The organism is Caulobacter sp. FW305-C-30-S16 (genome assembly GCF_058783025.1).
Map to the genome: position 1 here is coordinate 327641 of NZ_JBYSYH010000003.1, position 21107 is coordinate 348747.

General features: G+C 68.1%; 22 protein-coding genes. 8 read left to right on the plus strand and 14 right to left on the minus strand.

The window, feature by feature from the left end:
- Positions 1-56 precede the first annotated feature (56 nt).
- A complete protein-coding gene (locus AC3WJT_RS13655; protein WP_492343673.1) occupies positions 57-461 on the plus strand; it encodes a TonB family protein in 405 nt (134 codons plus the stop codon).
- Here the strand turns inward: AC3WJT_RS13655 and AC3WJT_RS13660 are convergent.
- Complete coding sequence (locus AC3WJT_RS13660; RefSeq protein ID WP_492343674.1) at positions 458-697, minus strand: hypothetical protein; 240 nt, start codon at positions 695-697, stop codon at positions 458-460. The genes AC3WJT_RS13655 and AC3WJT_RS13660 overlap by 4 nt on opposite strands.
- A gap of 65 nt (positions 698-762) precedes the next feature.
- Between AC3WJT_RS13660 and AC3WJT_RS13665 the strand changes: the two genes are divergently transcribed.
- Genes AC3WJT_RS13665 through trpC form a run of 3 tightly spaced genes read left to right on the plus strand, consistent with a single transcriptional unit; the run spans position 763 to position 3155 of the window.
- Positions 763-1353: an anthranilate synthase component II gene (locus AC3WJT_RS13665; protein ID WP_492343675.1), complete on the plus strand. Its 591-nt coding sequence runs from the start codon at positions 763-765 to the stop codon at positions 1351-1353.
- A 3-nt stretch (positions 1354-1356) separates the two neighbouring features.
- Positions 1357-2367, plus strand: a complete 1011-nt coding sequence (gene trpD, locus AC3WJT_RS13670) for an anthranilate phosphoribosyltransferase (protein ID WP_492343676.1) — start codon at positions 1357-1359, stop codon at positions 2365-2367.
- Positions 2364-3155 (plus strand): indole-3-glycerol phosphate synthase TrpC, encoded by a 792-nt coding sequence (gene trpC / locus AC3WJT_RS13675; RefSeq protein ID WP_492343677.1) that lies wholly within the window; start codon positions 2364-2366, stop codon positions 3153-3155. Before trpD ends, trpC begins: the two co-directional genes overlap by 4 nt.
- On the opposite strand, the gene AC3WJT_RS13680 is transcribed toward trpC, so the two are convergent.
- Entirely contained in the window at positions 3152-3400 is a 249-nt protein-coding gene (locus AC3WJT_RS13680) for a hypothetical protein (RefSeq protein ID WP_492343678.1), read from the minus strand. The genes trpC and AC3WJT_RS13680 overlap by 4 nt on opposite strands.
- Before the next feature lie 181 nt (positions 3401-3581).
- Here AC3WJT_RS13680 and lexA point away from each other — a divergent pair, with 181 nt between their 5' ends.
- On the plus strand, positions 3582-4283 hold the full coding sequence (gene lexA, locus AC3WJT_RS13685; RefSeq protein ID WP_492343679.1) for a transcriptional repressor LexA: 702 nt from the start codon (positions 3582-3584) through the stop codon (positions 4281-4283).
- A 193-nt stretch (positions 4284-4476) separates the two neighbouring features.
- Here lexA and AC3WJT_RS13690 read toward each other — a convergent pair whose 3' ends face one another.
- Entirely contained in the window at positions 4477-6576 is a 2100-nt protein-coding gene (locus tag AC3WJT_RS13690; RefSeq protein ID WP_492343680.1) for a ComEC/Rec2 family competence protein, read from the minus strand.
- A gap of 37 nt (positions 6577-6613) precedes the next feature.
- Between AC3WJT_RS13690 and gltX the strand changes: the two genes are divergently transcribed.
- Together gltX and gltA are read left to right on the plus strand one after the other, a co-directional pair.
- The gene (gltX, locus tag AC3WJT_RS13695; RefSeq protein WP_492343681.1) at positions 6614-8026 is read left to right on the plus strand and encodes a glutamate--tRNA ligase; all 1413 of its coding nucleotides are present in this window, start codon (positions 6614-6616) and stop codon (positions 8024-8026) included.
- A 61-nt stretch (positions 8027-8087) separates the two neighbouring features.
- Positions 8088-9368, plus strand: a complete 1281-nt coding sequence (gene gltA, locus AC3WJT_RS13700) for a citrate synthase (protein ID WP_492343682.1) — start codon at positions 8088-8090, stop codon at positions 9366-9368.
- Positions 9369-9461: 93 nt separating this feature from the next.
- On the opposite strand, the gene AC3WJT_RS13705 is transcribed toward gltA, so the two are convergent.
- A complete protein-coding gene (locus tag AC3WJT_RS13705) occupies positions 9462-10415 on the minus strand; it encodes a TraB/GumN family protein (protein WP_492343683.1) in 954 nt (317 codons plus the stop codon).
- 102 nt (positions 10416-10517) lie between these two features.
- Between AC3WJT_RS13705 and AC3WJT_RS13710 the strand changes: the two genes are divergently transcribed.
- The gene (locus tag AC3WJT_RS13710; RefSeq protein ID WP_492343684.1) at positions 10518-10823 is read left to right on the plus strand and encodes a polyhydroxyalkanoic acid system family protein; all 306 of its coding nucleotides are present in this window, start codon (positions 10518-10520) and stop codon (positions 10821-10823) included.
- A 96-nt stretch (positions 10824-10919) separates the two neighbouring features.
- On the opposite strand, the gene AC3WJT_RS13715 is transcribed toward AC3WJT_RS13710, so the two are convergent.
- Genes AC3WJT_RS13715 through AC3WJT_RS13760 form a run of 10 tightly spaced genes read right to left on the minus strand, consistent with a single transcriptional unit; the run spans position 10920 to position 21096 of the window.
- A complete protein-coding gene (locus AC3WJT_RS13715; RefSeq protein ID WP_492343685.1) occupies positions 10920-12101 on the minus strand; it encodes a BaiN/RdsA family NAD(P)/FAD-dependent oxidoreductase in 1182 nt (393 codons plus the stop codon).
- Positions 12102-12103: 2 nt separating this feature from the next.
- Entirely contained in the window at positions 12104-12463 is a 360-nt protein-coding gene (locus AC3WJT_RS13720) for a hypothetical protein (protein ID WP_492343686.1), read from the minus strand.
- Positions 12464-12472: 9 nt separating this feature from the next.
- Entirely contained in the window at positions 12473-13648 is a 1176-nt protein-coding gene (lpxB, locus tag AC3WJT_RS13725; protein WP_492343687.1) for a lipid-A-disaccharide synthase, read from the minus strand.
- Complete coding sequence (gene lpxI, locus AC3WJT_RS13730) at positions 13645-14484, minus strand: UDP-2,3-diacylglucosamine diphosphatase (protein ID WP_492343688.1); 840 nt, start codon at positions 14482-14484, stop codon at positions 13645-13647. Before lpxI ends, lpxB begins: the two co-directional genes overlap by 4 nt.
- Before the next feature lie 2 nt (positions 14485-14486).
- A complete protein-coding gene (gene lpxA, locus AC3WJT_RS13735) occupies positions 14487-15281 on the minus strand; it encodes an acyl-ACP--UDP-N-acetylglucosamine O-acyltransferase (protein WP_492343689.1) in 795 nt (264 codons plus the stop codon).
- Positions 15278-15745 (minus strand): 3-hydroxyacyl-ACP dehydratase FabZ, encoded by a 468-nt coding sequence (fabZ, locus tag AC3WJT_RS13740; protein ID WP_492343690.1) that lies wholly within the window; start codon positions 15743-15745, stop codon positions 15278-15280. The genes lpxA and fabZ overlap by 4 nt, the downstream gene beginning before the upstream one ends.
- Positions 15738-16763, minus strand: coding sequence for a UDP-3-O-(3-hydroxymyristoyl)glucosamine N-acyltransferase (gene lpxD, locus AC3WJT_RS13745; RefSeq protein ID WP_492343691.1), 1026 nt, complete (start codon positions 16761-16763; stop codon positions 15738-15740). The genes fabZ and lpxD overlap by 8 nt, the downstream gene beginning before the upstream one ends.
- A gap of 36 nt (positions 16764-16799) precedes the next feature.
- Positions 16800-17468: an OmpH/Skp family outer membrane protein gene (locus AC3WJT_RS13750; protein WP_492343692.1), complete on the minus strand. Its 669-nt coding sequence runs from the start codon at positions 17466-17468 to the stop codon at positions 16800-16802.
- Positions 17469-17473: 5 nt separating this feature from the next.
- On the minus strand, positions 17474-19861 hold the full coding sequence (gene bamA, locus AC3WJT_RS13755; protein WP_492343693.1) for an outer membrane protein assembly factor BamA: 2388 nt from the start codon (positions 19859-19861) through the stop codon (positions 17474-17476).
- A gap of 29 nt (positions 19862-19890) precedes the next feature.
- Positions 19891-21096 carry a M50 family metallopeptidase gene (locus tag AC3WJT_RS13760; RefSeq protein WP_492343694.1) on the minus strand — a complete coding sequence of 402 codons (1206 nt, stop codon included), beginning with the start codon at positions 21094-21096 and terminating at the stop codon, positions 19891-19893.
- Positions 21097-21107 lie beyond the last annotated feature (11 nt).

Consider the following 21107-nt stretch of genomic DNA (forward strand, 5'->3'; position numbering starts at 1 on the left):
TGGCGACGCCTGGAGAGCATGCTAGCGCAACCGCTACCTTCGGGAGAGCGACCGCGATGAGCTTTCGTTTGAAGTCCGCGCTGCTAGTCATCGTGTTGACCGGAACCGTCGCGAGCGTCGCTGGCGCGGAGGACTCTGTTACGGCGTCTGCCACGCTCATCGCACACCCGGTCTGGCAGAGGATGCCGACCGGGCGCGACGTGGCCAGTCATTATCCGGAGAAAGCCCTGTCCGCCGGACTGAGCGGCGGGGCGATCGTCGAATGCAAGGTCACGCCGAAGGGCCGGTTGCAGTCGTGCACCCTGATCAGCGAGACGCCGGAAGGATATGATTTCGGCAAGGCTGTGCTGAAGCTCGCCTACTTTTTCAAGATGGCCGAAGTTGATGGAGACGGCGCTCCGACCACCGGGCGACTGGTCAGGCTGCCGCTTGAATTTCATCTGTCCGGCGGAACGCGCTAGTTGTTCTCACTGGCCGAGACGACCTCGGCGCTCGACGCTTCCGGCTCCAGCGCCAGCCGGCTGGTCGTGACCGGCGGGGCCATGACCATCGCCACCGCGAACGCCAGCGCCGACACGGCCGCGAACAGCGCCGCGGCCAGCGCCGCCAGCAGGCTGTCCTTCTCCAGCGGAGCCTTCAGCAGCCCCTTGGCATAGGCCATGGCCTCGTGGTCGAGAACGGAATCAGCGTGCGCCATGGCTGACAGGATGAAGCGCGCCGCCCCTTGGCGCAAACCCCGCCACCGCCTAGAACAGCGGGGCCATGATCCTCGTCATCGATAACTACGACAGCTTTACCTACAACCTCGTTCACTACCTGAACGAACTGGGGGCGGAGACGGCTGTCTGGCGCAACGATGCGCTGACGGTGCAGGAAGCGCTCGGGATGAAGCCCGAGGCCGTGCTGCTGTCGCCCGGACCCTGCGCGCCGGACCAGGCGGGGATCTGCCTGCCGCTGCTGCGCGGCGCGCCGGAAGACCTGCCGATCCTCGGCGTCTGTCTCGGCCACCAGGCCATCGGTCAGGCCTACGGCGGCGAGGTCGTGCGGGCCAAGTCGATCATGCACGGCAAGACGAGCCCGATCCATCACACCGACAAGGGCATGTTCAAGGGCATGCCCAACCCCTTCACGGCGGCCCGCTATCACAGCCTGTCGGTGCCCAAGGAAAGCCTGCCGGACGTTCTGGAGGTCACCGCCTGGACGGACGACGGCGAGATCATGGGCTTCCAGCACAGGACCCGCCCGGTGCACGGCGTGCAGTTCCATCCCGAGTCGATCGCCACTGAGGGCGGCCACATCCTGCTGGCCAATTTCCTCGACCTGGCGGGCGTGAAACGCGCAGAAGCCGTCTAGACCGTGTCCGACGCCTTCAAGCCCCTGCTGAGCCGTCTGGCTGACGGCGCGACGCTGTCGGAAGAGGACGCCGAGGCGTTCTTCGGCGCCTGCCTGCGCGGCGAACCCACCCCCGCCCAGGTGGCGGCGGCGGTCACCGCAATCCGGCTGCGCGGCGAGACCGTCGGCGAAATCGTCGCCTGCGCACGCGCCATGCGCCGCGCCGCGGTGCATCTGGATCTGCCCTACGAAACGGTCGACGTCTGCGGCACCGGCGGCGACGGCCTGCATACGCTGAACATCTCCACGGCCGTCGGGTTCGTGGCGGCGGGCGGCGGACTGAAGGTCGCCAAGCACGGCAATCGGGCGATCACCAGCAAGTCCGGCACCGCCGACGTGCTGGCGGCGCTGGGCGTCAATATCGACCCCGGTCTCGACAAGCAGCGCAAGGCGCTGGACGAGGCCGGCATCTGCTTCCTGTTCGCCCAGGCGCACCACGGGGCGATGAAGCACGTCTCGCCGATCCGGCAGCAGCTTGGTTTCCGTACGATTTTCAATCTGTTGGGCCCATTGACCAATCCAGCCGGCGCCAGGCGCCAGGTGGTCGGCGTCTCGGCGCCGCGCTTCGTTGAGCCGATCGCCCACGCGCTCGGCGCGCTCGGCGCGACCCGCGCCTGGTCAGTGCACGGCCAGGGCATGGACGAGCTGACCATCACCGGCGAGACCGAGGTCGCCGAATGGCGCGACGGCGGCGTCCGCCTGTTTCAGATTACGCCGGAAGCCGTTGGATTGCATCGCGGTTCGCTCGCGGACCTCACCGGCGGAGACCCCGAGTTCAACGCCGCGGCGCTGCGCGACCTGCTGAACGGCCAGACCGGCGCCTATCGCGACATCGTGCTGCTGAATACCGCCGCCGCCTTCCTCGTCGCCGACACGGTCGAAACCCTTCGCGAGGGCGTCGAGTTGGCTCGGAAGGTGATCGACGACGGCCGGGCGCTGAAGGCGCTGGAGACCCTGATCGCGGTGACCGCGTGACCGACATTCTGGCGAGGATCGCCGCCTACAAGCGCGATGAAGTGGCCGAACGGAAGCCCGCGCGGTCGCTCGCCGAGGTCGAGGCGGCTGCACGGGGCGCCGACGCTCCGCGCGGGTTCAAGGCCGCCCTCGAACGTCATCACGCGCCCGGCCGCCTGTCCCTGATCGCAGAGATCAAGAAGGCGAGCCCGTCCAAGGGCCTGATCCGGGCGGACTTCGATCCCCCCGCGCTGGCCCGCGCCTATGAAGCCGGGGGCGCGGCCTGCCTGTCGGTCCTGACCGACGGGCCGAGCTTCCAGGGCGCGGACGGCTATCTGGTCGTGGCCCGCGCCGCCACCGCCCTGCCCTGTATTCGCAAGGACTTCCTCGTCGACCCCTGGCAGGTCGCCGAGTCCCGCGCGCTCGGCGCCGACGCCATCCTCGTCATCCTGGCGATGATCGACGACGCGCTCGCCGCCGACCTGATGGCCGAGGCCGCCCGCTACGGCATGGACGCGCTGGTCGAGGTGCATGACGAGGCCGAGATGGACCGCGCCGGAGCACTCGGCGCGACGCTGGTAGGCGTGAACAACCGCGATCTGAAGACCTTCACGGTCGATCTGGCCATCACCGAACGCCTCGCCGACCGGGCGCCGGCCGGCGCGCTGCTGGTCACTGAAAGCGGCATCTTCACCGCCGCAGACGCCGCGCGACTGGAAGGCTCCGGAGCGAAGGCGATGCTGGTCGGCGAGAGCCTGATGCGCCAGGCGGATGTGGAAGCAGCGACAAGGGCGTTGCTGGGCGCTTAGCCCCTCACCGCCGCGGGCCGTAGCGATTCCACGTCCCCGCCAGGCCGCACCTTCCGGCCCATGGTCCAGTTGGACTGCATCCGCACCTTTGGATTGGGCGTGCTCCAGATCTCGCCGCTGTCGTCGAGGGCGACGACCCAGATCAGGTGATGCTCGGGCCCGTAGTCGATCACGGCGATCGCCTGCCCGGGGCCCTTGCCCTCGACAGTCATCGGAATCGGGGTCTGCAGTTCGGTGAACGACATGGTCTCTCGCGGGCTTGCTACGTCGTCGAAACGACCAGCAAGCGCCCGTGTTCCCTCGCTTTTTCGTGAGCTCCCTGAGCCTCCCAGGGCCGTTAACTTGACAGAAACCAAGAACGCCTAGAGAACATCGACAGTTGTTAGCGGTTTGTTCCGCGACAGATTCGGTGACGAGGCCCGGCAGATGCTCACTCGCAAACAGCACGAACTGCTCATGTTCATTCACGAGCGGATCAAGGAGAGCGGCGTTTCGCCTTCGTTTGACGAGATGAAGGAGGCGCTCGATCTGGCCTCCAAGTCAGGCATCCACCGCCTGATCACGGCGCTGGAGGAACGCGGCTTCCTGCGCCGCCTGCCGCACCGGGCGCGCGCGCTTGAAGTCACCAAGCTGCCGCAGCAGGCGACAACCTCCGCCCCGTCCGGCGGTCGGCAGGCCTTCAAGCCGCAAGTCGTGACCGGCGACAAGCCGAGCGCTTCGTCGGCGCCGATCATCGCCAACGATGTCCGCGAGATTCCCCTGCTCGGCCGCATCGCCGCCGGCTCGCCGATCGAGGCGCTGCAGGTCGAGCGCGAGAAGATGCTGGTCTCCGAGAGCATGCTCGGCGCCGGCGAACACTATGTGCTCGAGGTGCAGGGCGACTCGATGATCGAGGCCGGGATCCTCGACGGCGACTTCGTGCTGATCCGCAAGACCGACACGGCCCACAGCGGCGAGATCGTCGTGGCGCTGGTGATGGGCGAGGAAGCCACGCTCAAGCGCCTGCGCCGCAAGGGCGCCAGCATCGCGCTGGAAGCGGCCAACCCGAAGTACCAGACCCGCGTCTACGGCCCCGACCAGGTCGAGGTCCAGGGCAAGCTCGTCGGGCTGATCCGCAAGTATCACTAGACCCGTAGGCGATGCTCCCCACCCTTGTGGGAAGCTGTCACGCGTAGCGTGACTGAGGGGGAGTCGGTGCACGGAATCCCCTCCACCAGGCTCCGCGTGGTCCCCCTCCCCAGCGAAGCTCGGGAGGATTGTTGTGAAGGCGACCCAGTCACTGCCGCAATGCCGATTTCCGCGTCACGGCTAGTCGTGGGTTCTACCCCGTCCACGGCCGCCTTCCCCTCAAGTCGTTCGCCCACCTGACCCGCCATCCGCCCGGCGTCCGCCACAGCTCCGCCGAGCCGCCCTGGGCGAAGTCGCGCGCGGATAGCAGGAACGCATCCTCACAGCCGCGGCCGTGCGGATCCGAGCGCAGGATCACCAGTCGGCCGGGCGCGCAAAGCTGATCATAAACAGTCCGCCTCGGCGGCCTCTTGCCCGACCAGAAGGCCAGGTCGGCGCCCGTGCCCGGACGACAGGCGAAACGATCGCAGGCGAACAGGCCGTCCCGCGCCCTCTCCGGATCCGCGCTGATCGCAAGGCCACGCCTGCGCGCCCAGAGGTCGGCGGCGAAGCGGCGGGCCTCCGGCCGCAGCAGGATGGCGTCCCGTCCCTGCCGAACCGCCACGGCAGCCCCGTCAGAGGCGATCCAGACGTCCGGCGGCTCGGGCCGGGGCCAGATCAGCACCGCCATCGCCAGCGGCGCGCCGAGCCAGCGCAGACGGCCCTTCCACAGACACAGCAGCATGATGCCAAGGAACGCGGTCGGCAAAGCTGCGCCGGGCGCGCTGGCGATGACCATCTGGGCTCCGGGCTGCACAGCGGTCGCGTGGGCGACGCCGACCATCGCATCGATCCCCTGCCCCGCCACCCACAGGAACGGACCGCCGAGGCCGAGCGACTCCAGCGCGCCGCCGAGCGCGAGGAACGGCATGATGACGAAGCTCGACAGTGGCGAGACCAGCAGATTGGCGAACAGGCCATAGCTGGCCATACGGTTGAAGTGGTGCATCGCGAACGGCCCCGTCGCCAGACCCGCCACGAAGCTGGCCGCCAGCGCCGCAAGCACCCAGACCACGACCGCCTGCGGCCCGCGGATCCACCAGGGCGTCGAGATCTCCCGCACCGGTCTGGGCCAGGCCTCGGCCAGGGCCACCAGCGCCGTGGTCGCGGCGAACGACATCTGGAAGCCGGGCGCGGCGGCAGCTTCGGGCTGCAGCGCCAGGATGATCAACGCGGCCACCGCCAGCGTGCGCAGGCTGATCGCCTGGCGGTCGAACAGGATGGCGGCGAAGGCGACCGAGGCGGTGATCGCCGCGCGCTCGGCCGGCGGCGGAGCGCCCGACACCACCAGATAGGTCGCGACCGCCAGAAGGCCGGCCGAAGCCGCGACCTTCTTGCCCGACACTCTCAACGCCAGCCACGGCCAGAGCGCGACCAGCAACCGCACCGCCGCGAAGACGAAGCCTCCGACGATGGCCATATGCAGGCCCGAGATCGACAGGATATGCGCCAGGCCCGAGGCGCGCATGTCCTCTGTCTGCTGTGGCGTGATCCAGGCCTCGTGTCCGGTGACCATCGCCGCGCCGATGCCGCCGCTGGCCTCGCCCATCCGCGCGACGATCCGCTCCGCCAGCCGCCAGCGCGCCGCGTTGATGGCCATGGTCATCCTCAGACGCCAGGGCGGGCGCGACAGGGCGGCCGCCTCCGGCGCACCGAGCGAGAAGCCGACACCCCCGACGCGGTCGAACCAGGCATCGCGGGCGAAGTCGTAGGCGCCCGGACTGGCCGGGTCGGGCGGCGGCCCGATCATCGCCCGCAGGCGGATCGCCGAGCCCGGCGGCGACGGCGCTATTCCCTCGCGCAACGTGACCCGCACCCGCACCGGCGTCTCTTCCGGCGCGAGGCCCGAGACCCACTCCGGCGCGACCAGCACGCGCATGCCGCCGGCGCCCCGGCTGGGCACATCGACGACCCAGCCCTCAATCCAGCGTGGCGTGTCGGCCGGCGGCGCGATCGGCCCCGCGACCAGGTCCGACCGGAGCTTGGCCCCCAGCAGCCCGGTCGCGGCGAAGGCCGCCAGGACGGCGGCGACCACGATCAGGCCGTCTCCGCGCCAGCGTCGGGCCGCCCAGGCGGCGGCGACCGCCGCGACCGCCAGGAGCATCGCCAGCCACAGGGGCGGCTCGACCCTCAGGGTCATATATCCGGCCCCGCCCAGGCCGAACGCCACCGGCGTCCAGAGCGTCCAGCGGCTCGCCTGTGCGGCGAATTCAGCGTGCAGGCCGGCAAGGCTATGAGCGGCGCGAGCGACCATGCTAAGAGGCGCCCCCGACCTTCCAGACCCTCCCGAGATGTCCGACTCCAGGCCCGTCGTCACCCGAATCGCCCCCTCGCCGACCGGCTCCATGCACATCGGCACGGCGCGCACCGCCCTGTTCAACTACCTATACGCGAAACACACGGGTGGTCGCTTCCTTTTGCGTGTCGAGGACACCGATCGTGAGCGCTCGACCGAGGCGGCCGTGCAGGTGATCTTCGACGGACTTGCCTGGCTGGGCCTGCCGTTCGACGGCGAGCCGGTGTTCCAGGCCGCCCGCGCCGACCGGCACCGCGCCGTGGTCCTGGAGCTGCTCGAGGCCGGCAAGGCCTACCGCTGCTGGCTGTCCGGCGACGAGCTCACCGCCGCCCGCGAGAAGGCCCAGGCCGCCGGCCACGCCCTGCGCTCGCCCTGGCGCGACAAGGACCCCTCGCCTGAGGACCTGGCCCGGCCGCATGCCATCCGTTTCCGCGGCCCGAAGAACGGCGACACCGTGGTCAGCGACCTGGTCCAGGGCGCGGTCACGTTCCGCAACCGGGATCTGGACGATCTGGTCCTGCTGCGCTCGGACGGCGCGCCGACCTACAACCTCGCCGTGGTGGTCGATGACCACGACATGGACGTCACCCACATCATCCGCGGCGACGACCATCTGAACAACGCCGCCCGCCAGTGCCTGATCTACCAGGCGATGGGCTGGGTGGTTCCCGCCTTCGCCCATATCCCGCTGATCCATGGCGAGGACGGCGCCAAGCTGTCCAAGCGCCACGGCGCCACGGCGGTGACCGATTTCGCCAGCCTGGGCTATCTGCCCGAAGCGATGCGCAACTACCTGGCCCGCCTGGGCTGGAGCCACGGCGACGACGAACTGTTCAGCGACGCCGAGGCCATCGCCTGGTTCGACATCGCCGACGCCAACAAGGGCGCGTCGCGGCTCGACTGGGACAAGCTGAACTACGTCAACGCCCACTACATCCGGCTGGCCGATGACGCCCGGCTGGCCGATCTGGTCGCCGATGTCTTCGTCACACGGGGCGATCCGCTCGACGCCGCCCGCAAGGCGCACGCCCTGCGGGCCATCCCGCTGGTCAAGGAGCGGGCCAAGACCATCGTCGAGCTGGCCGATCAGCTGACCTTCCTGTTCCGCGCCCGGCCGATCGTGCTCGACGACAAGGCCCGCGGCCAATTGACCGACGAGACCCGCGCGCGCCTGTCGCGGCTGCGGGTCGTGCTGGCGGCCGCCAACGACTGGAGCGCCGGGGCGCTCGAGGCGCTGTTGAAGGCGTTCGCCGAATCCGAGGCCGTCGGCTTCGGCAAGTTCGGGCCCGCCCTGCGGGCGATCCTGACCGGTGGAGCGGCATCGCCCGACCTCGGCCGCACGCTTTCCGCGCTCGGTCGCGAGGAGAGTCTGGCGCGGCTTGACGATGCGCTTTCGCCTGACGCGTGAACCGTTATAACGACCTCAAACGCCCGTTCGGGCCTATGTGTGTTTTCAAGAGGACTCAGGCATGACCGATAAGGCGATGCTGACGATCGGGACCCAGAGCTTCGAGCTGCCGATCATCCGCGGAACGACGGGCCCCGACGTGGTCGACGTTCGCAAGTGGTACGCGGACTCCGACACCTTCACGTTTGATCCGGGTTTCACCTCGACGGCGTCCTGCGAGAGCAAGATCACCTTCATCGACGGTGACGCCGGTGTCCTGCTGCACCGCGGCTATCCGATCGACCAGCTGGCCGAGAAGTCGAGCTTCCTGGAAGTCAGCTACCTGCTCCTGCACGGCGAGCTCCCGTCGGCTGCCGAGCGTGAGAAGTTCGAGACGACGATCACGCGCCACACGATGCTGCACGCGCAGTTCGACCGCTTCTTCGAAGGCTTCCGTCGCGACGCCCACCCGATGGCGGTGATGACCGGCGCGGTCGGCGCCCTGTCGGCCTTCTATGCCGACAGCATCAACGTCGACGATCCCATCGAGCGCGAGATCTCGGCCCACCGTCTGATCGCCAAGATGCCGACCATCGCGGCGCGCGCGTTCAAATACACGATCGGCCAGCCGTTCATCAGCCCGCGCAACGACCTGACCTACGCGGAGAACTTCCTGCGCATGTGCTTCGCCGTGCCGGCGGAAGACTACAAGCCCAACCCGATCCTGACCCGGGCCATGGACCGGATCTTCATCCTGCATGCGGACCACGAGCAGAACGCTTCGACCTCGACGGTGCGTCTGGCCGGCTCGTCGGGCGCGCACCCGTTCGCCTGCATCGCCGCCGGCATCGCCTGCCTCTGGGGCCCGTCGCACGGCGGGGCCAACCAGGAAGCGCTGGAAATGCTCGAACAGATCGGGACGGTCGACAAGATCCCCGAGTTCATCCAGGGCGTGAAGGACCGCAAGTACAAGCTGATGGGCTTCGGCCACCGCGTGTACAAGAACTTCGATCCCCGGGCGAAGGTCATGCAGAAGACCTGCCACGAGGTGCTCGGCGAGCTGGGCGTCAACGACCCGCTGCTGGAAGTGGCCATGGAGCTGGAGAAGATCGCCCTCAGCGATCCCTACTTCATCGACCGCAAGCTCTACCCGAACATCGATTTCTATTCCGGCATCACCCTGCGGGCGATGGGCTTCCCGACCAACATGTTCACCGTGCTGTTCGCGCTGGCCCGCACCGTCGGCTGGATCAGCCAGTGGAAGGAAATGTTCGAGGATCCCGGCCGCAAGATCGGCCGTCCGCGCCAGCTCTACACCGGCGCGACGTTCCGCGACTACACGCCGATCGACAAGCGCGGCTGAGAACGCGGGGACATGTACCGAAGGTACGTGTCCCCCAATGGAGCCAGCGCTGAATCTTGATTAGGGGACACGTACCTTCGGTACATGTCCCCTCTACGGCAGCGCCTCACCCGGCCCCGCGACATCAAAGCCCTTGTCCCGCAGCTGTTCGAGGACGCCGTCTTCCGCCAGCAGGCGGCGCAGTCCGATGACCGCCACGGCCTTGCCCGGCTTCTTCAGCGCCGTCGCGATGGCGGCCGCGTCGTCGCGGGACTGACGCCGCCACAGCTCCGCGCCGCCCGACAGCAGGAGCAGACAGCCGTCGAAGTTGCGCGGCGCGGTCAGGGCCAGGGCGACATCGCCACGGGCCCATCCGGCAGCTGACGCGCGCACCCGCGCCTCGGACGTTTCGATGTCTTCCAGCGCACTCTCAAGGCATTGCTGATGGATCGCCGGCGTCAGACCGGCGATCGCCGCGCGGGCGAAAGGCACGGCCTTGTACTGCGCCGAATAGGTCACCTTCACCTTCCGCTTCTTCGCCGCCGCGGTCACGGCCGCGCGGGTATAGGTCCAGCCCTTCTTGCGGTCGCGGCTGTCGCCATAGACGAGCGCCCCGGCGACCAGCGGGGTCCAGCCGGCATAGCGGCTGGCCGGCTGGCCGAGACGGGTCCGCGCGGCCACGAACCGCGCGCGCAACGCCGGCGACAGGCCGGGCTCGAGCGGGGTTTTCGACTTCAACTGGGCGCGGATCTTCAGCAGGGCGGGCAGATCGCGCAGGCCCGCCGTCATCGATGTCCCCATCAACAGGCTGTTCGCCCCGGTCAGCCGGCGCTCGACCGTCCGCCTGTCCCAGGTCACGCCCGGCGGCATGGGGCTCTCCGGCGCGCCAAGAATGTAGACGATGGAATCGCCATCGGAGACCCGCCACCAGGCCGGTCCGGGCTCGACGGCCTGGACCACGAAAGCGTCGACAACCGTCCCTTCGGGATCCTCGATCGGCGCGGCGCGGGCCGATCCAATGCACAGGGCGAGGGCCGCGAACAGGCTGACGGTCTTTAACAGGCGCATGGTTGCCTCTATCTCCTGTCCGATCCTGTACCGGACTTTGGGGCCGAACAACGGCCCGCCGGGCGCTCAGGAGCAAATCCCGCTGATCTTCGTTGTAGAGCCATGGCCAAGCCCCTCACCGTCTCCATTCCCCATCAACTCGGCATCGCCGAGGCCCGCCGCCGGCTTGAGGCCGGGTTCGCCGAGATGACGTCAAAGCTGCCCGGCGGCGCGGCGAAGATCGATCAGCGCTGGGAGGGGGACCGGCTGCTCTTCGACGCGCAGATCAGCGGCCAGAGCATCACCGGCTCGCTGGACGTGCTGGCCGACGCTGTCCGGATGGAGGTCGTCCTGCCAGGCATCCTCGGCCTGCTGGCCGGCAAGATCGGCGGCCGCCTGAAGGACGAAGGCCAGAAGCTGCTGAAGTAGGCGAAGGGGACATGTACCGAAGGTACGTGTCCCCCAATCGGGATTCAGGGCCTGTTGGATTGGGGGACACGTACCTTCGGTACATGTCCCCGCTCTCTAAACCACCTGCCCCGCCGCCCAGCCGCTGGACCAGGCCCACTGGAAATTGTAGCCGCCGAGCCAGCCGGTCACGTCGACGCATTCGCCGATGAAAAAGAGTCCCGGCACGGCGTTGGCCGCCATGGTCGTCGAGTTCAGAGCGTGGGTGTCCACGCCGCCGAGCGTCACCTCGGCCGTGCGGTAGCCTTCCGACCCCACCGGCTTGACCCGCCAGCCGTTCACCGCCGTGTCCAGCGCCCGCAGGACGGCGTCCGGGGTGTCGGCGAGGTTGCCCCGCGCGCCGGCCTCCTCGGCCAGCTTCTGGGCCAGCCGGGCGGGCAGCACGGCGCCCAGCGCGGTATGCACGGCCTGGCGCGGATTGGTCTGTTTGGCGGCCTTGAGCGTGGCGAAGACGTCGACGCCCGGCGCCATGGTCACCGCGATCTCCTGGCCCTCCCGCCAGTAGGACGAGATCTGCAGGATCGAAGGCCCGCTGAGCCCCCGATGGGTGAACAGCATGGCCTCGGCGAACTTCGTCTTGCCACAGGCGACGACCGCATCGAGGGCGACGCCCGAGAGCGGCTTCCACTGCTCCAGCAGCCCGATCTCGAATGTCAGGGGCACGAGCGCGGGCCGGGTCTCGATGACGGCCACCCCGAACTGCCGGGCGACATCGTAGGCCCAGCCGGTCGCGCCCATCTTCGGGATCGACTTGCCGCCGGTCGCAACGACCAGCGAGGCGGCGCCGACGCGGCCGCCGTCCGACAGGGTCAGGGCGAAGCCCTCGCCCGCCCGGTCGACACGCTCCACGCCCACGCCGAGCCGCAACTCCACGCCGGCCTGCGCCATCGCGTCAGTGAGCATGGTGATGATCTGGACCGCGGAGCCGTCGCAGAAGAGCTGGCCGAGGGTCTTCTCATGCCAGGCGATGCCGCGCGCATCGACGGCGGCGATGAAGTCCTTCGGCGTATAGCGCCGCAGCGCCGAGAGGCAGAACCGCGGGTTGTTCGACAGGAAGGCCTGCGGCCCGGTGTGGATGTTGGTGAAGTTGCAGCGGCCGCCGCCGGAGATGCGGATCTTCTCCCCCGGCGCCTTGGCATGGTCGAGGATCAGCACCGAGCGTCCGCGACGACCGGCCTCGATCGCACACATCATGCCGGCCGCCCCGGCGCCGACAATAACGACGTCGAAGGTCTGCATGGTCAGTCCACGCAGATCGAGCTGGGAACGCCGCCGATGAGTTCGGTCGTGCAGCCGCAGGGGTCGCTGTCGGCCTCACAAACCCCGCCCTTTGATCCGTCGCCGGTCAGGACGACGCAGCGCCCCTCACACTGATCGCCATCGGTGCAGGCCTTGCCGGCGTCCTCATACGCGATGACACAGGCCGGGCGCTGCATGCGACAGACCGGCCGGACTGTCCCGCCCCGCGCCGCGCAGGCGACGTCATCGGGGCCGGCTGACGGTGGCGGAGGCATCGGCGGCGCGACCGGCGGCGACGAGGGTGCGGCGACCGGCGCGCAGGCGGTGAGCAGAAGGAAGGCAAGGAGCGGAAGAATACGCATGACGCAGTCCTACGCCTTCACGCCACGCTCGGCGAGCAGGGCCAGTAGGGTGTCGGCCGCCTTCTCCGAAGGATCGGGCCCGCCGCGGCCCATCAATTCAAGCGCAGCGTTCTGGGCGGCCGTCTGACGGGCCCGCAGGGCCGGGTCGTCGAGCCGCTCGGCGACGGCGGCGGCCAGCCGGTCGGGCGTGCACTCCGCCTGCAGAAACTCCGGCGCGACGAAGGCCTTCGCCGCGATGTTGAACATCGTCACCCAGGGGGATTTGAAGATCAGCTTGAGGATAGCGTAGCTGGCTGCGCCGATCCTGTAGGCGACCACCATGGGCGCGCCCGCCAGGGCCAGTTCGGTGGTCACCGTGCCGCTGCAGGCCAGGGCGACCGTGCCGGCGACGAAGGCGTCGTCCTTGAGCTGCTCGTCCTCGATTACATGGGCGCGGAACGGCCAGCCCGCGACCCTGGCCCTGACGGACTCCAGCACCGTCCCGGCCGCCGGAACGACGACATGCAGGTCGGGACGCTCGGCCTTGAGGCGTTTCACGGCCTCCTCAAAGACCGGCATCACCAGCTTGATCTCGGCCGGGCGGCTTCCCGGCAGCATGAGCAGAATGTCGTCGTCCGGCGCCGCGCCGATCGCCTTGCGCAGGCGCGCAGGATCGGCCCGCGAGAAATCCTTCGCCAGCGCGGGGTTGCCGACGAAGGTGGTCTTCAGCCCCTCCGCCTCGAACCAGGTGGCGTCGAAACTGTGGATCGACAGCAGATGATCCACCGAAGCGGCGAGCGTCTTCGCCCGGCCCGGCCGCGTCGCCCAGACCTGTGGCCCGACATACTTGATCAGCGGCAGGCCGGGGGACGCCTTGCGCAGCGCGTGGGCGACGCGGAGCGTGAACCCCCAACTGTCGATCAGCACCGCCACGTCCGGCGTCTCACGGGCGGCCAGGGCGGCGGTGTCGGCGACCCGCCGCATGACGGTGCGATAGGCCGCGACGGCCTCGAAGATGCCCAGGATCGACAGGCTGGCGATATCGAACGGGCTGTCGACGCCCTCGGCGGCCATGCGGCTGCCGCCGACGCCGACGAACCTGACCTTGTCGCCCAGCCGGGCTTTCAGCGCGCGGGCCAGACCTGCCCCCAGAGCGTCACCCGAGGCCTCTGCGGCCACCAGCATGACGGTCAGGGGCCGGCTCATTCGTCCTTCGCCTCGACGCCGAGGATGAACAGGCCGAGGTCATCGGCCAGGGCGACAGTGTCCTCGCGGTCGACGATCAGCAGACGCCCGGCTTCGCCGACGATGCCCGCCAGCCCCGCCTGGGCCGCGCCGCGCACGGTGGCGACACCGATAGTCGGCAGGTCGACATCGGTCGACTGGATCGGCTTGGGCGCCTTGGCCAGCACCCCGGCCATGCGGCCAGGGGCGCCTCGGATCGCCTCGGGCAGGCCGCGCACCCGGTGCAGCATGGCGTCGGTGCCCTCCTGGGCCTCCACTGCCAGCACCAGTCCGTGACAGACGACGGCGCCCTGGCCGATGTCCAGGCGTCCGATGGCGCGGGCCGCGACCAGCGCACGCTGGATATCCTCGCCATGGGTTTCGGCCGGGGAGACCTTTCCGAGAATGCCCAACGGCAGGGTCATGGACTCCGCGGCTTCGTGGGCGCCTTCGATGACGAACCCTTCCTTGCGGAACTCGTCGAGCACGGCGCGCAGCAGGCCGTCATCGCCCTTGCGCGCGGCGGCGATGATGGCGGGCAAGGCGGCCATACCGCGGATGTCGGGCTTCAGTTTGCCGAAGTCCGGCCGGGCGACCACGCCGGCGAAGCAGACGGCTTCGCAGTTTTGCGCCCGCAAGGTCTTGAAAACCTTGCCCAGTTCCGCGAGCCCAATGTCGGCTGACGGGTGTCCCTGCGTGGCCTCGTCGGCAAAACCGCGCAGGCGCACGACAAAATAGGGGCGCCCCGTCCGGGCGCAACGCGCCGCGATCTCGGCCGGCAGGCCACCGCCCCCGGCGACGATTCCGAGCTTGCGCACGGTCAGACCTCGCGCTCGGGCAGGCAAAGCGGCCGCGTGGCGTCGTCGCGGATGAAGGCCACGATTTCCATGATCTCGGGAACGTCCGGATAGGTCTCGGTCACGTCCTCGAGCCGCTCCTGGAATGTGCCCTCGTCGGCGAACAGCAGCCGGTAAGCGGCCCGCAGGGTGGCGATCTGCTCGCGGGTGAAGTTGCGCCGCTTCAGGCCGATCAGGTTCAGGCCTTCGAGATGGGCGTGGTTGCCCCACACCGAGCCATAGGGGATCACGTCCTTGGTCACGATCCCGCCGCCGCCGACGAAGGCGTAGCGGCCGATGCGGGTGAACTGGTGGATCGCCGCCAGGCCGCCGAGGAAGACGAAGTCGTTGACCGTCACATGGCCGCCGACCGCGACGCTGGGGGCCATGGTGACCTTGTCGCCGATGACGCAGTCATGGCCGACATGGACGCTGACCATGAACAGGCCGTCCGAGCCGATCGTCGTGACGCCGCGACCGCCCGCCGTGCCGGCGTGCACGGTCGCATGCTCGCGGAATACGTTGCGGGCGCCGACGACGACGCGGGTCGGCTCGCCCTTGTGCGCCGAATGCTGCGGCGGACCACCCAGACAGGCGAACGGGTGCAGGATGCAGTCCTCACCGACCTCGGTGACGCCCTCGACAATTGCATGCGACAGCAGCTTGACGCCCCGCGACAGGGTCGCGCCGGGACCGACCAGGCAATAGGGCCCGATCTCCACGCTGGAATCGATCTGCGCAGCCTTGTCGACGATGGCCGTGGGGTGGATCAGGGTCACGCGGGGTTGTCCGCCTTCATGGCCGAGAACTCGCATTCGGCGGCCAGCTTGCCGTTGACCAGGGCCCGGCCCTTGAACTTGACCACCGGCGCGCGGATTTTCACCACGTCCACATGCAGTTTCAGCACGTCGCCGGGCCGCACCGGCAGGCGGAAGCGCGCGCCGTCGACGGACATGAAAAAGATGGTCGTCTTGCTTATGTCGATGTCCCAGGTCTTGGACATCAGCAGCGCCCCGACCTGCGCCAGGGCCTCGACCACGAGCACGCCGGGCATGACCGGGTTGCCCGGGAAGTGGCCGGGGAAGAAGGGCTCGTTGATCGTCACACACTTGATGCCGACCAGCGACTCGCTGGGCCGGTACTCTTCCGCGCGATCGACCAGCAGGAAGGGATAGCGGTGCGGCAGCCGCGCGAGAATCTCCCCGATCTCGATGGTCGGAAGCGCTGTTTCGCCGTCACTCATGGCCAGTCCTTTTCTTTTCACGGGCCATACGCGCCAAAATGGCAGACTCGCGTAGCCAGTTCCTGATCGGCTGAGCCGGAACCCCGGCCCAGGTCTCGCCGGCCGGAATATCGCGGAACACCCCGGCGCCGGCGGCGATCTGGGCGCCGTCACCGATTGTGACGTGGTCGGCGATCCCGGCCCGTCCGCCGAAGGCGCAGCCATCACCGACGGTTACGCTGCCGGAAAGCCCCGTAAAGCCTGCCAGAACACAGTTGCGTCCAAGCCGCACGTTGTGAGCGATGTGCACCATATTGTCGAGTTTGGTGTTCTCGCCCAGCACCGTGTCTTCCCAGGCGCCCCGGTCGATGCAGCTGTTGGCGCCGACCGTCACCCCGTCCTGCAGGATGACCCGGCCAAGCTGCGGGACATCAACAACGCCGGTCGCGCCGCCGGTGGCCCCGAAGCCGGCCTCTCCGATCCGCGCGCCGGCGTAGATCCGCACCCGATCGCCCAGCAGGGCGAAGGAAACCGACGCGTTCGCGCCGATCTCGCAGTCGCGTCCGATGGCGACGCCCGGGCCGATCACCGCGCCCGGCGCGATACGCGTGCCGCGGCCGATTTTCGCGCCGGCGCCGATGGTGACATTCGGCGCAAGGTGCACGCCGTCCTCAAGCTCGGCATCCGGGTGGACGCTTACGACGCCCGCGCCGTGGAACCGCGCGACATGGAGCGCGTCCGCGGTCAGAACCCAGGCCGCCTGCGGTTTACCGACGACGATCGGGACGCAGCCCGCCGGAACGTCTCCCGCATGGGATTCATGGACGAAGCAGGCGCCGGCCGCCGTCTCCCGCAGGCTCGTCAGGTATTTCTTGTCGCCCAGGAACGCGATGTCGGCGGGGCCCGCCCGGTCCAGGGGAGCTACGCCGACGATGCGCAGGAGGGATTGATCCGCTCCGGCTATCACAGCGCCGGTGAGGCGGGCGATGTCCCCCAGCGACAGGGGGGCTCTGGTCTCGAAAAACCGCGGGTCCGGCATTTTATCCTCGCACAGACCCGCGATAGCGCGAGTCGCCTAGTTCGTGCGCGGGGGAGCCGCGGGGCCAGCCGGCGGCGTATCCATGCGCTCGCGATTGAAGGTGAACGTCTTGATCTTGGCGTTCAGGCCCGTGACGACCTGGGGCGTGATGTCCATCGCCGGATTTCCGAGCAGGACGCCGTCGCCGAGCAGGATCGAGCAGTTACGGGCCTGGTAAACGCCGACCGCGATCGGGTCGAGCTCCTGAAGCACCCGCATAAGCGCCTTGCGCTCGGTCTGCTGGACTTCGGTCTGTCGCAGTTGCTGCTTGCGCTTGAAGGCGTTGAAGCGGACCTGCAGGTTGGCCGCACGGGCTTCCAGAGCGTCGGTCGGGCCGGCCGCGCGCGCGGTGTCGATGGCCTTGGCTTCGTTCTTGATCGCCGTGTCTTCAGCCGTCAGCTCGGCGTTCACCTCGGCGATGATCTGCTTCATGCGCGCGGCGACGTACTTGCCGACCTCCGAGGCCTGCACGGCCTGGTCGCCATTGTAGGTGCAAACCCCTGCGATGGCCGGACCATGCCGGACCTGGGCAGGTGCAGGCGCCGCCACCGCCGCGACGGGCGGACCGGCCGGACGCGGCGGAGGCGTCTGGGCCGCGACGGCCGAGGCGAAGGCGAGAGCAGCAGCCGAACCGGCCGCGACCGCGAGGGTCTTGTTGAAGAACATGGAGTCTAGAACCTTGTGGAGGTGGAAAAACGGAATGTTTCCGTCTTGTCGTAGTCTTCTTTGGCCAGAATTTGGCTGAAGTCGAAACGAATTGGTCCCATCGGCGAGCGCCAGAAGATCGAGAGGCCGGCCGAAGCCCGCAGACCGAGGTCATCCTTGATGCAGGGCGTCACCGTCGTGGTCGAGGTGTCGCAGTCGATGATCTGGCCGAACCGGTCGCGCAGATCGGCATCGTCGAGCAGGCCGACGGTGCCGACATCGGTGAACAGCGACGCCTTGATACCGTACTGCTCGGGCAGGAACGTCGGCACAGACAGTTCGAGCGAACCGATCGCGTAGAGCTTGCCGCCCAGCGCATCCGTCCGGCCGAACGAGGTGTCGCGCGGACCGAGGCCGGCGACTTCGAAGCCGCGGAAGCTGTTGCCGCCCTTGTAGAAGCGGTCGTTGATCCGGACGTTGTCGCCCTGCCAGCCGTCGATGTAACCGAAGTTGCCGGTGGCGCTCAGCACGAAGTCCTTGTTGAAGCCGTAGTACCAGCCGCCGCTGGCCTCGGTCTTCAGGTAGTTCACGTCGCCGCCGACACCGGCCAGATCCTGGTTGAGCTCGACGAAGAAGCCGCGGGTCGGACGCAGGAGATCGTTACGCCGGTCAAGCCGCACGGTGTAGCCGAGCAACGAGGTCACATTGGAACCGCGCTGGGCGCAGAGCGCCGGAGAGACGACTTCCTGGCCGACGATGCAGAAGGAGTCGTCGACCACCACGTCGTCGGTGCGCAGCGTGTAGCGCAGGCCCATCGAGGCGTTGGTGGTCAGCGGGAAGCCGAGTCGGAAGCCCATGCCGGTCGAGGCGGTGTCGAACGCGGTCTGCTGGCTGAAGTCGTACTTGTAGGAATAGATATCGATGCCGGCGCGCAGGTCGCGGCCGAGGAAGCGCGGCTCGGTGAAGGAGAAGTCGATCTGCTGGCGCAGCGAGCCGACGGAAACCCGCGCCCGGACGTTCTGGCCGCGTCCGCGGAAGTTCCTCTCGCTGATGCCCAGATCCAGGATCAGCTGGTCAACCGAGCTGTAGCCGGCGCTGAACGACAGTTCCCCGGTCGGCTGTTCCTCAACCTGAACCCGCAGGGTCGTGCGATCAGGAACGCCGCTGGGGACTTCCTCGATCGTGACTTCCTTGAAGAAGCCCAGGCCGCGGATCTGTTGCCGCGAACGGTCAACCAGCACGCGGTTGTAGGCGTCACCTTCGGTGACGTTCATCTCGCGACGGATGACGGTGTCGAGCGTGCGGCTGTTCCCGACGATGTCGATCCGGTCAATGTAGACGCGCGGGCCTTCCTTGACCGCGAACACCACGTCGACGGTCTGGTTCTCGCGGTTGGGAATGTAGCGCGGCCGGACGTCCACGAAGGCGAAGCCGGCGGCGCCGGCCGCAAAGGTCAGCGAGTCCGTCGCCTGCTCGATCAGCTCGTCCTGATAGATCTGGCCGGTGCGGATCGGCAGCAACTGCTGCAGCACCGTGCCGTCGAGCTTCTTCAGCTCGGTCTCGACCGTCAGCTTGCCGAACTTGTACCGCTGGCCTTCCTCGATCGTGTAGGTGACGACGAAGCCGTTCCGTTCGGGCGAGAGCTCGGCCACCGCCGAGATGACCCGGAAGTCGTAGTAGCCCTTGTTGCGGTAGAACTTCCGCAGCTGTTCCTTGTCGTACTCGATCCTGTCCGGGTCGTAGTTGTCGTTGCTCGACAGGAATTTGTACCAGTGGGACTCCTCGGTGACGATCACGTCGGCCAGATCGCCGTCCGAGAAGGCCACGTTGCCCATGATGTTGATGTCGAGAACGCCGCTCTTGGGGCCCTCGTTGATCTCGAAGATCAGGTCGATGCGCTTCTGCGGCAGCTCGACCACCTTGGGCGTCACGGTCACGCCGATGCGGCCGGACTTGCGGTAGAGCTCGATCAGGCGCTGGACGTCCGACTGGACCTTGGCGCGGGTGAAGATACCGCGCGGCCGGATCGTCACTTCCTCACGAAGCTTGTCTTCCTTGAGGGCCGAGTTTCCCTCGAAGATCACCCGGTTGATGATCGGGTTTTCGACCACGCGAACGACCAGATCGCCGTTCTGCTGCAGGTCGATCTTCACGTCCGCGAACAGGTCGGTGCGGAACAGGGTCTTCAGCGCGACGTCGATGCGCGCTGAGTCTACCTGGTCGCCCGGTTGAATCGGCAGGTACGAGAGAACCGTTCCCGCCTCGATGCGTTCATTGCCCTGCACCAGGATGCGCTGAACCGCCCCCTGTTCGACCTGGGCGAGCGCCGTGGTCGGGAGGGTGAGCGCCGTCGTGCCCATAAGGAGCGCGGCAAGGGTAACGATTGCGGCGCTGTGCGCACGAGCATGCTTCATATGGTCTGCCATCGGCGGTCGGCGGGTGCTCACGAGAACAGACCACCAAGGAAATTGAACACGTTGTAGCGCTGCAGGTCGTTCCAGACCGCGAACAGCATGAATCCCAACAGCAAGGCAAGACCAAGGCGATAGCCTACAGCCTGGACATTTGCCGCCAGTGGCCTGCGGGCAACGGCTTCATACGCGTAAAACACCAGATGTCCGCCATCCAGAACAGGGATCGGCAGCAAATTCAGGAAGCCGACGCTGACGGAGAGAATCGCAGACAGCTGCAAAAGGGCCACGAAGGAGCCGAACACGCCCATCGCCGGGTTCGGCGCGCCCTCGGCGCCGGCCTTGGCCACGGCGTCAGACGCCGCTGCGATGCCGATGAAGCCGCCGAGCTGGTCGGCGGGCACCTGACCGCGCACCAGGCGGCCCAGATAGTAGAAGGTGGTCGACAGGACGTCCCAGGTCTTGCCTGCGCCCTCCCCGATGGCTTCGATCGGCCCGTAGCGCACCCGCTTGGTGTCCTCGGCAGTCGCCTGATGGCTCAGGCCGAGCACGCCGATCTTCTGGCGGGCCCCGGTCGGGTCAACGACCTCCTTGAGCGCCGGCGTTGCGACCAGCTGCAGCTCGCGTCCGCCCCGCTCGACCGTGAAGACGATCGGAACGTTGGCCCGCACGACGGTGTGGCGGACGATGTCCTGGAAGTCGTGGACCACCTGGCCGTCGGCCCGGGTGATGACGTCGCCGGCGACAAATCCGGCCTTCTCGGCCGCGCCGCCCGGCGCGACTTCGGTCACCCGCGGCGTGCTGCGCACCTCGCCGAAGACGCCGAGCAGCAACGCGAACAGGGCGATCGCCAGGATGAAATTGGCCACGGGACCGGCCACGGTGATGATCGCCCGCTGCCAGACCGGCTTGAAATGGAAGAACTTCTGCAGGGCCGCCGGATCATTGTGCTCGAGGATCCTGGCCTTCATTTCCGCCAGGTCGTCCTGGTCGGGCACGCTGGCGGCGTTGTCATCGCCGGCGAAGCGCACATAGCCGCCCAGCGGAATCCAGCCGATGCGCCATTCAACGTCGCGCTTGTCGCGCCATTTGAAGATCGCCCGGCCGAAGCCCACGGAGAAGCTGTCGATCACGGTGCCGAAGGACCGGGCCGCCCAGTAATGTCCCAGCTCGTGAATCGTGACCACGAGGGTCAGCACGAACAGAAACGGCAGGATCCAGGACACAAGGTCAGGCAAGCCGGCTACTC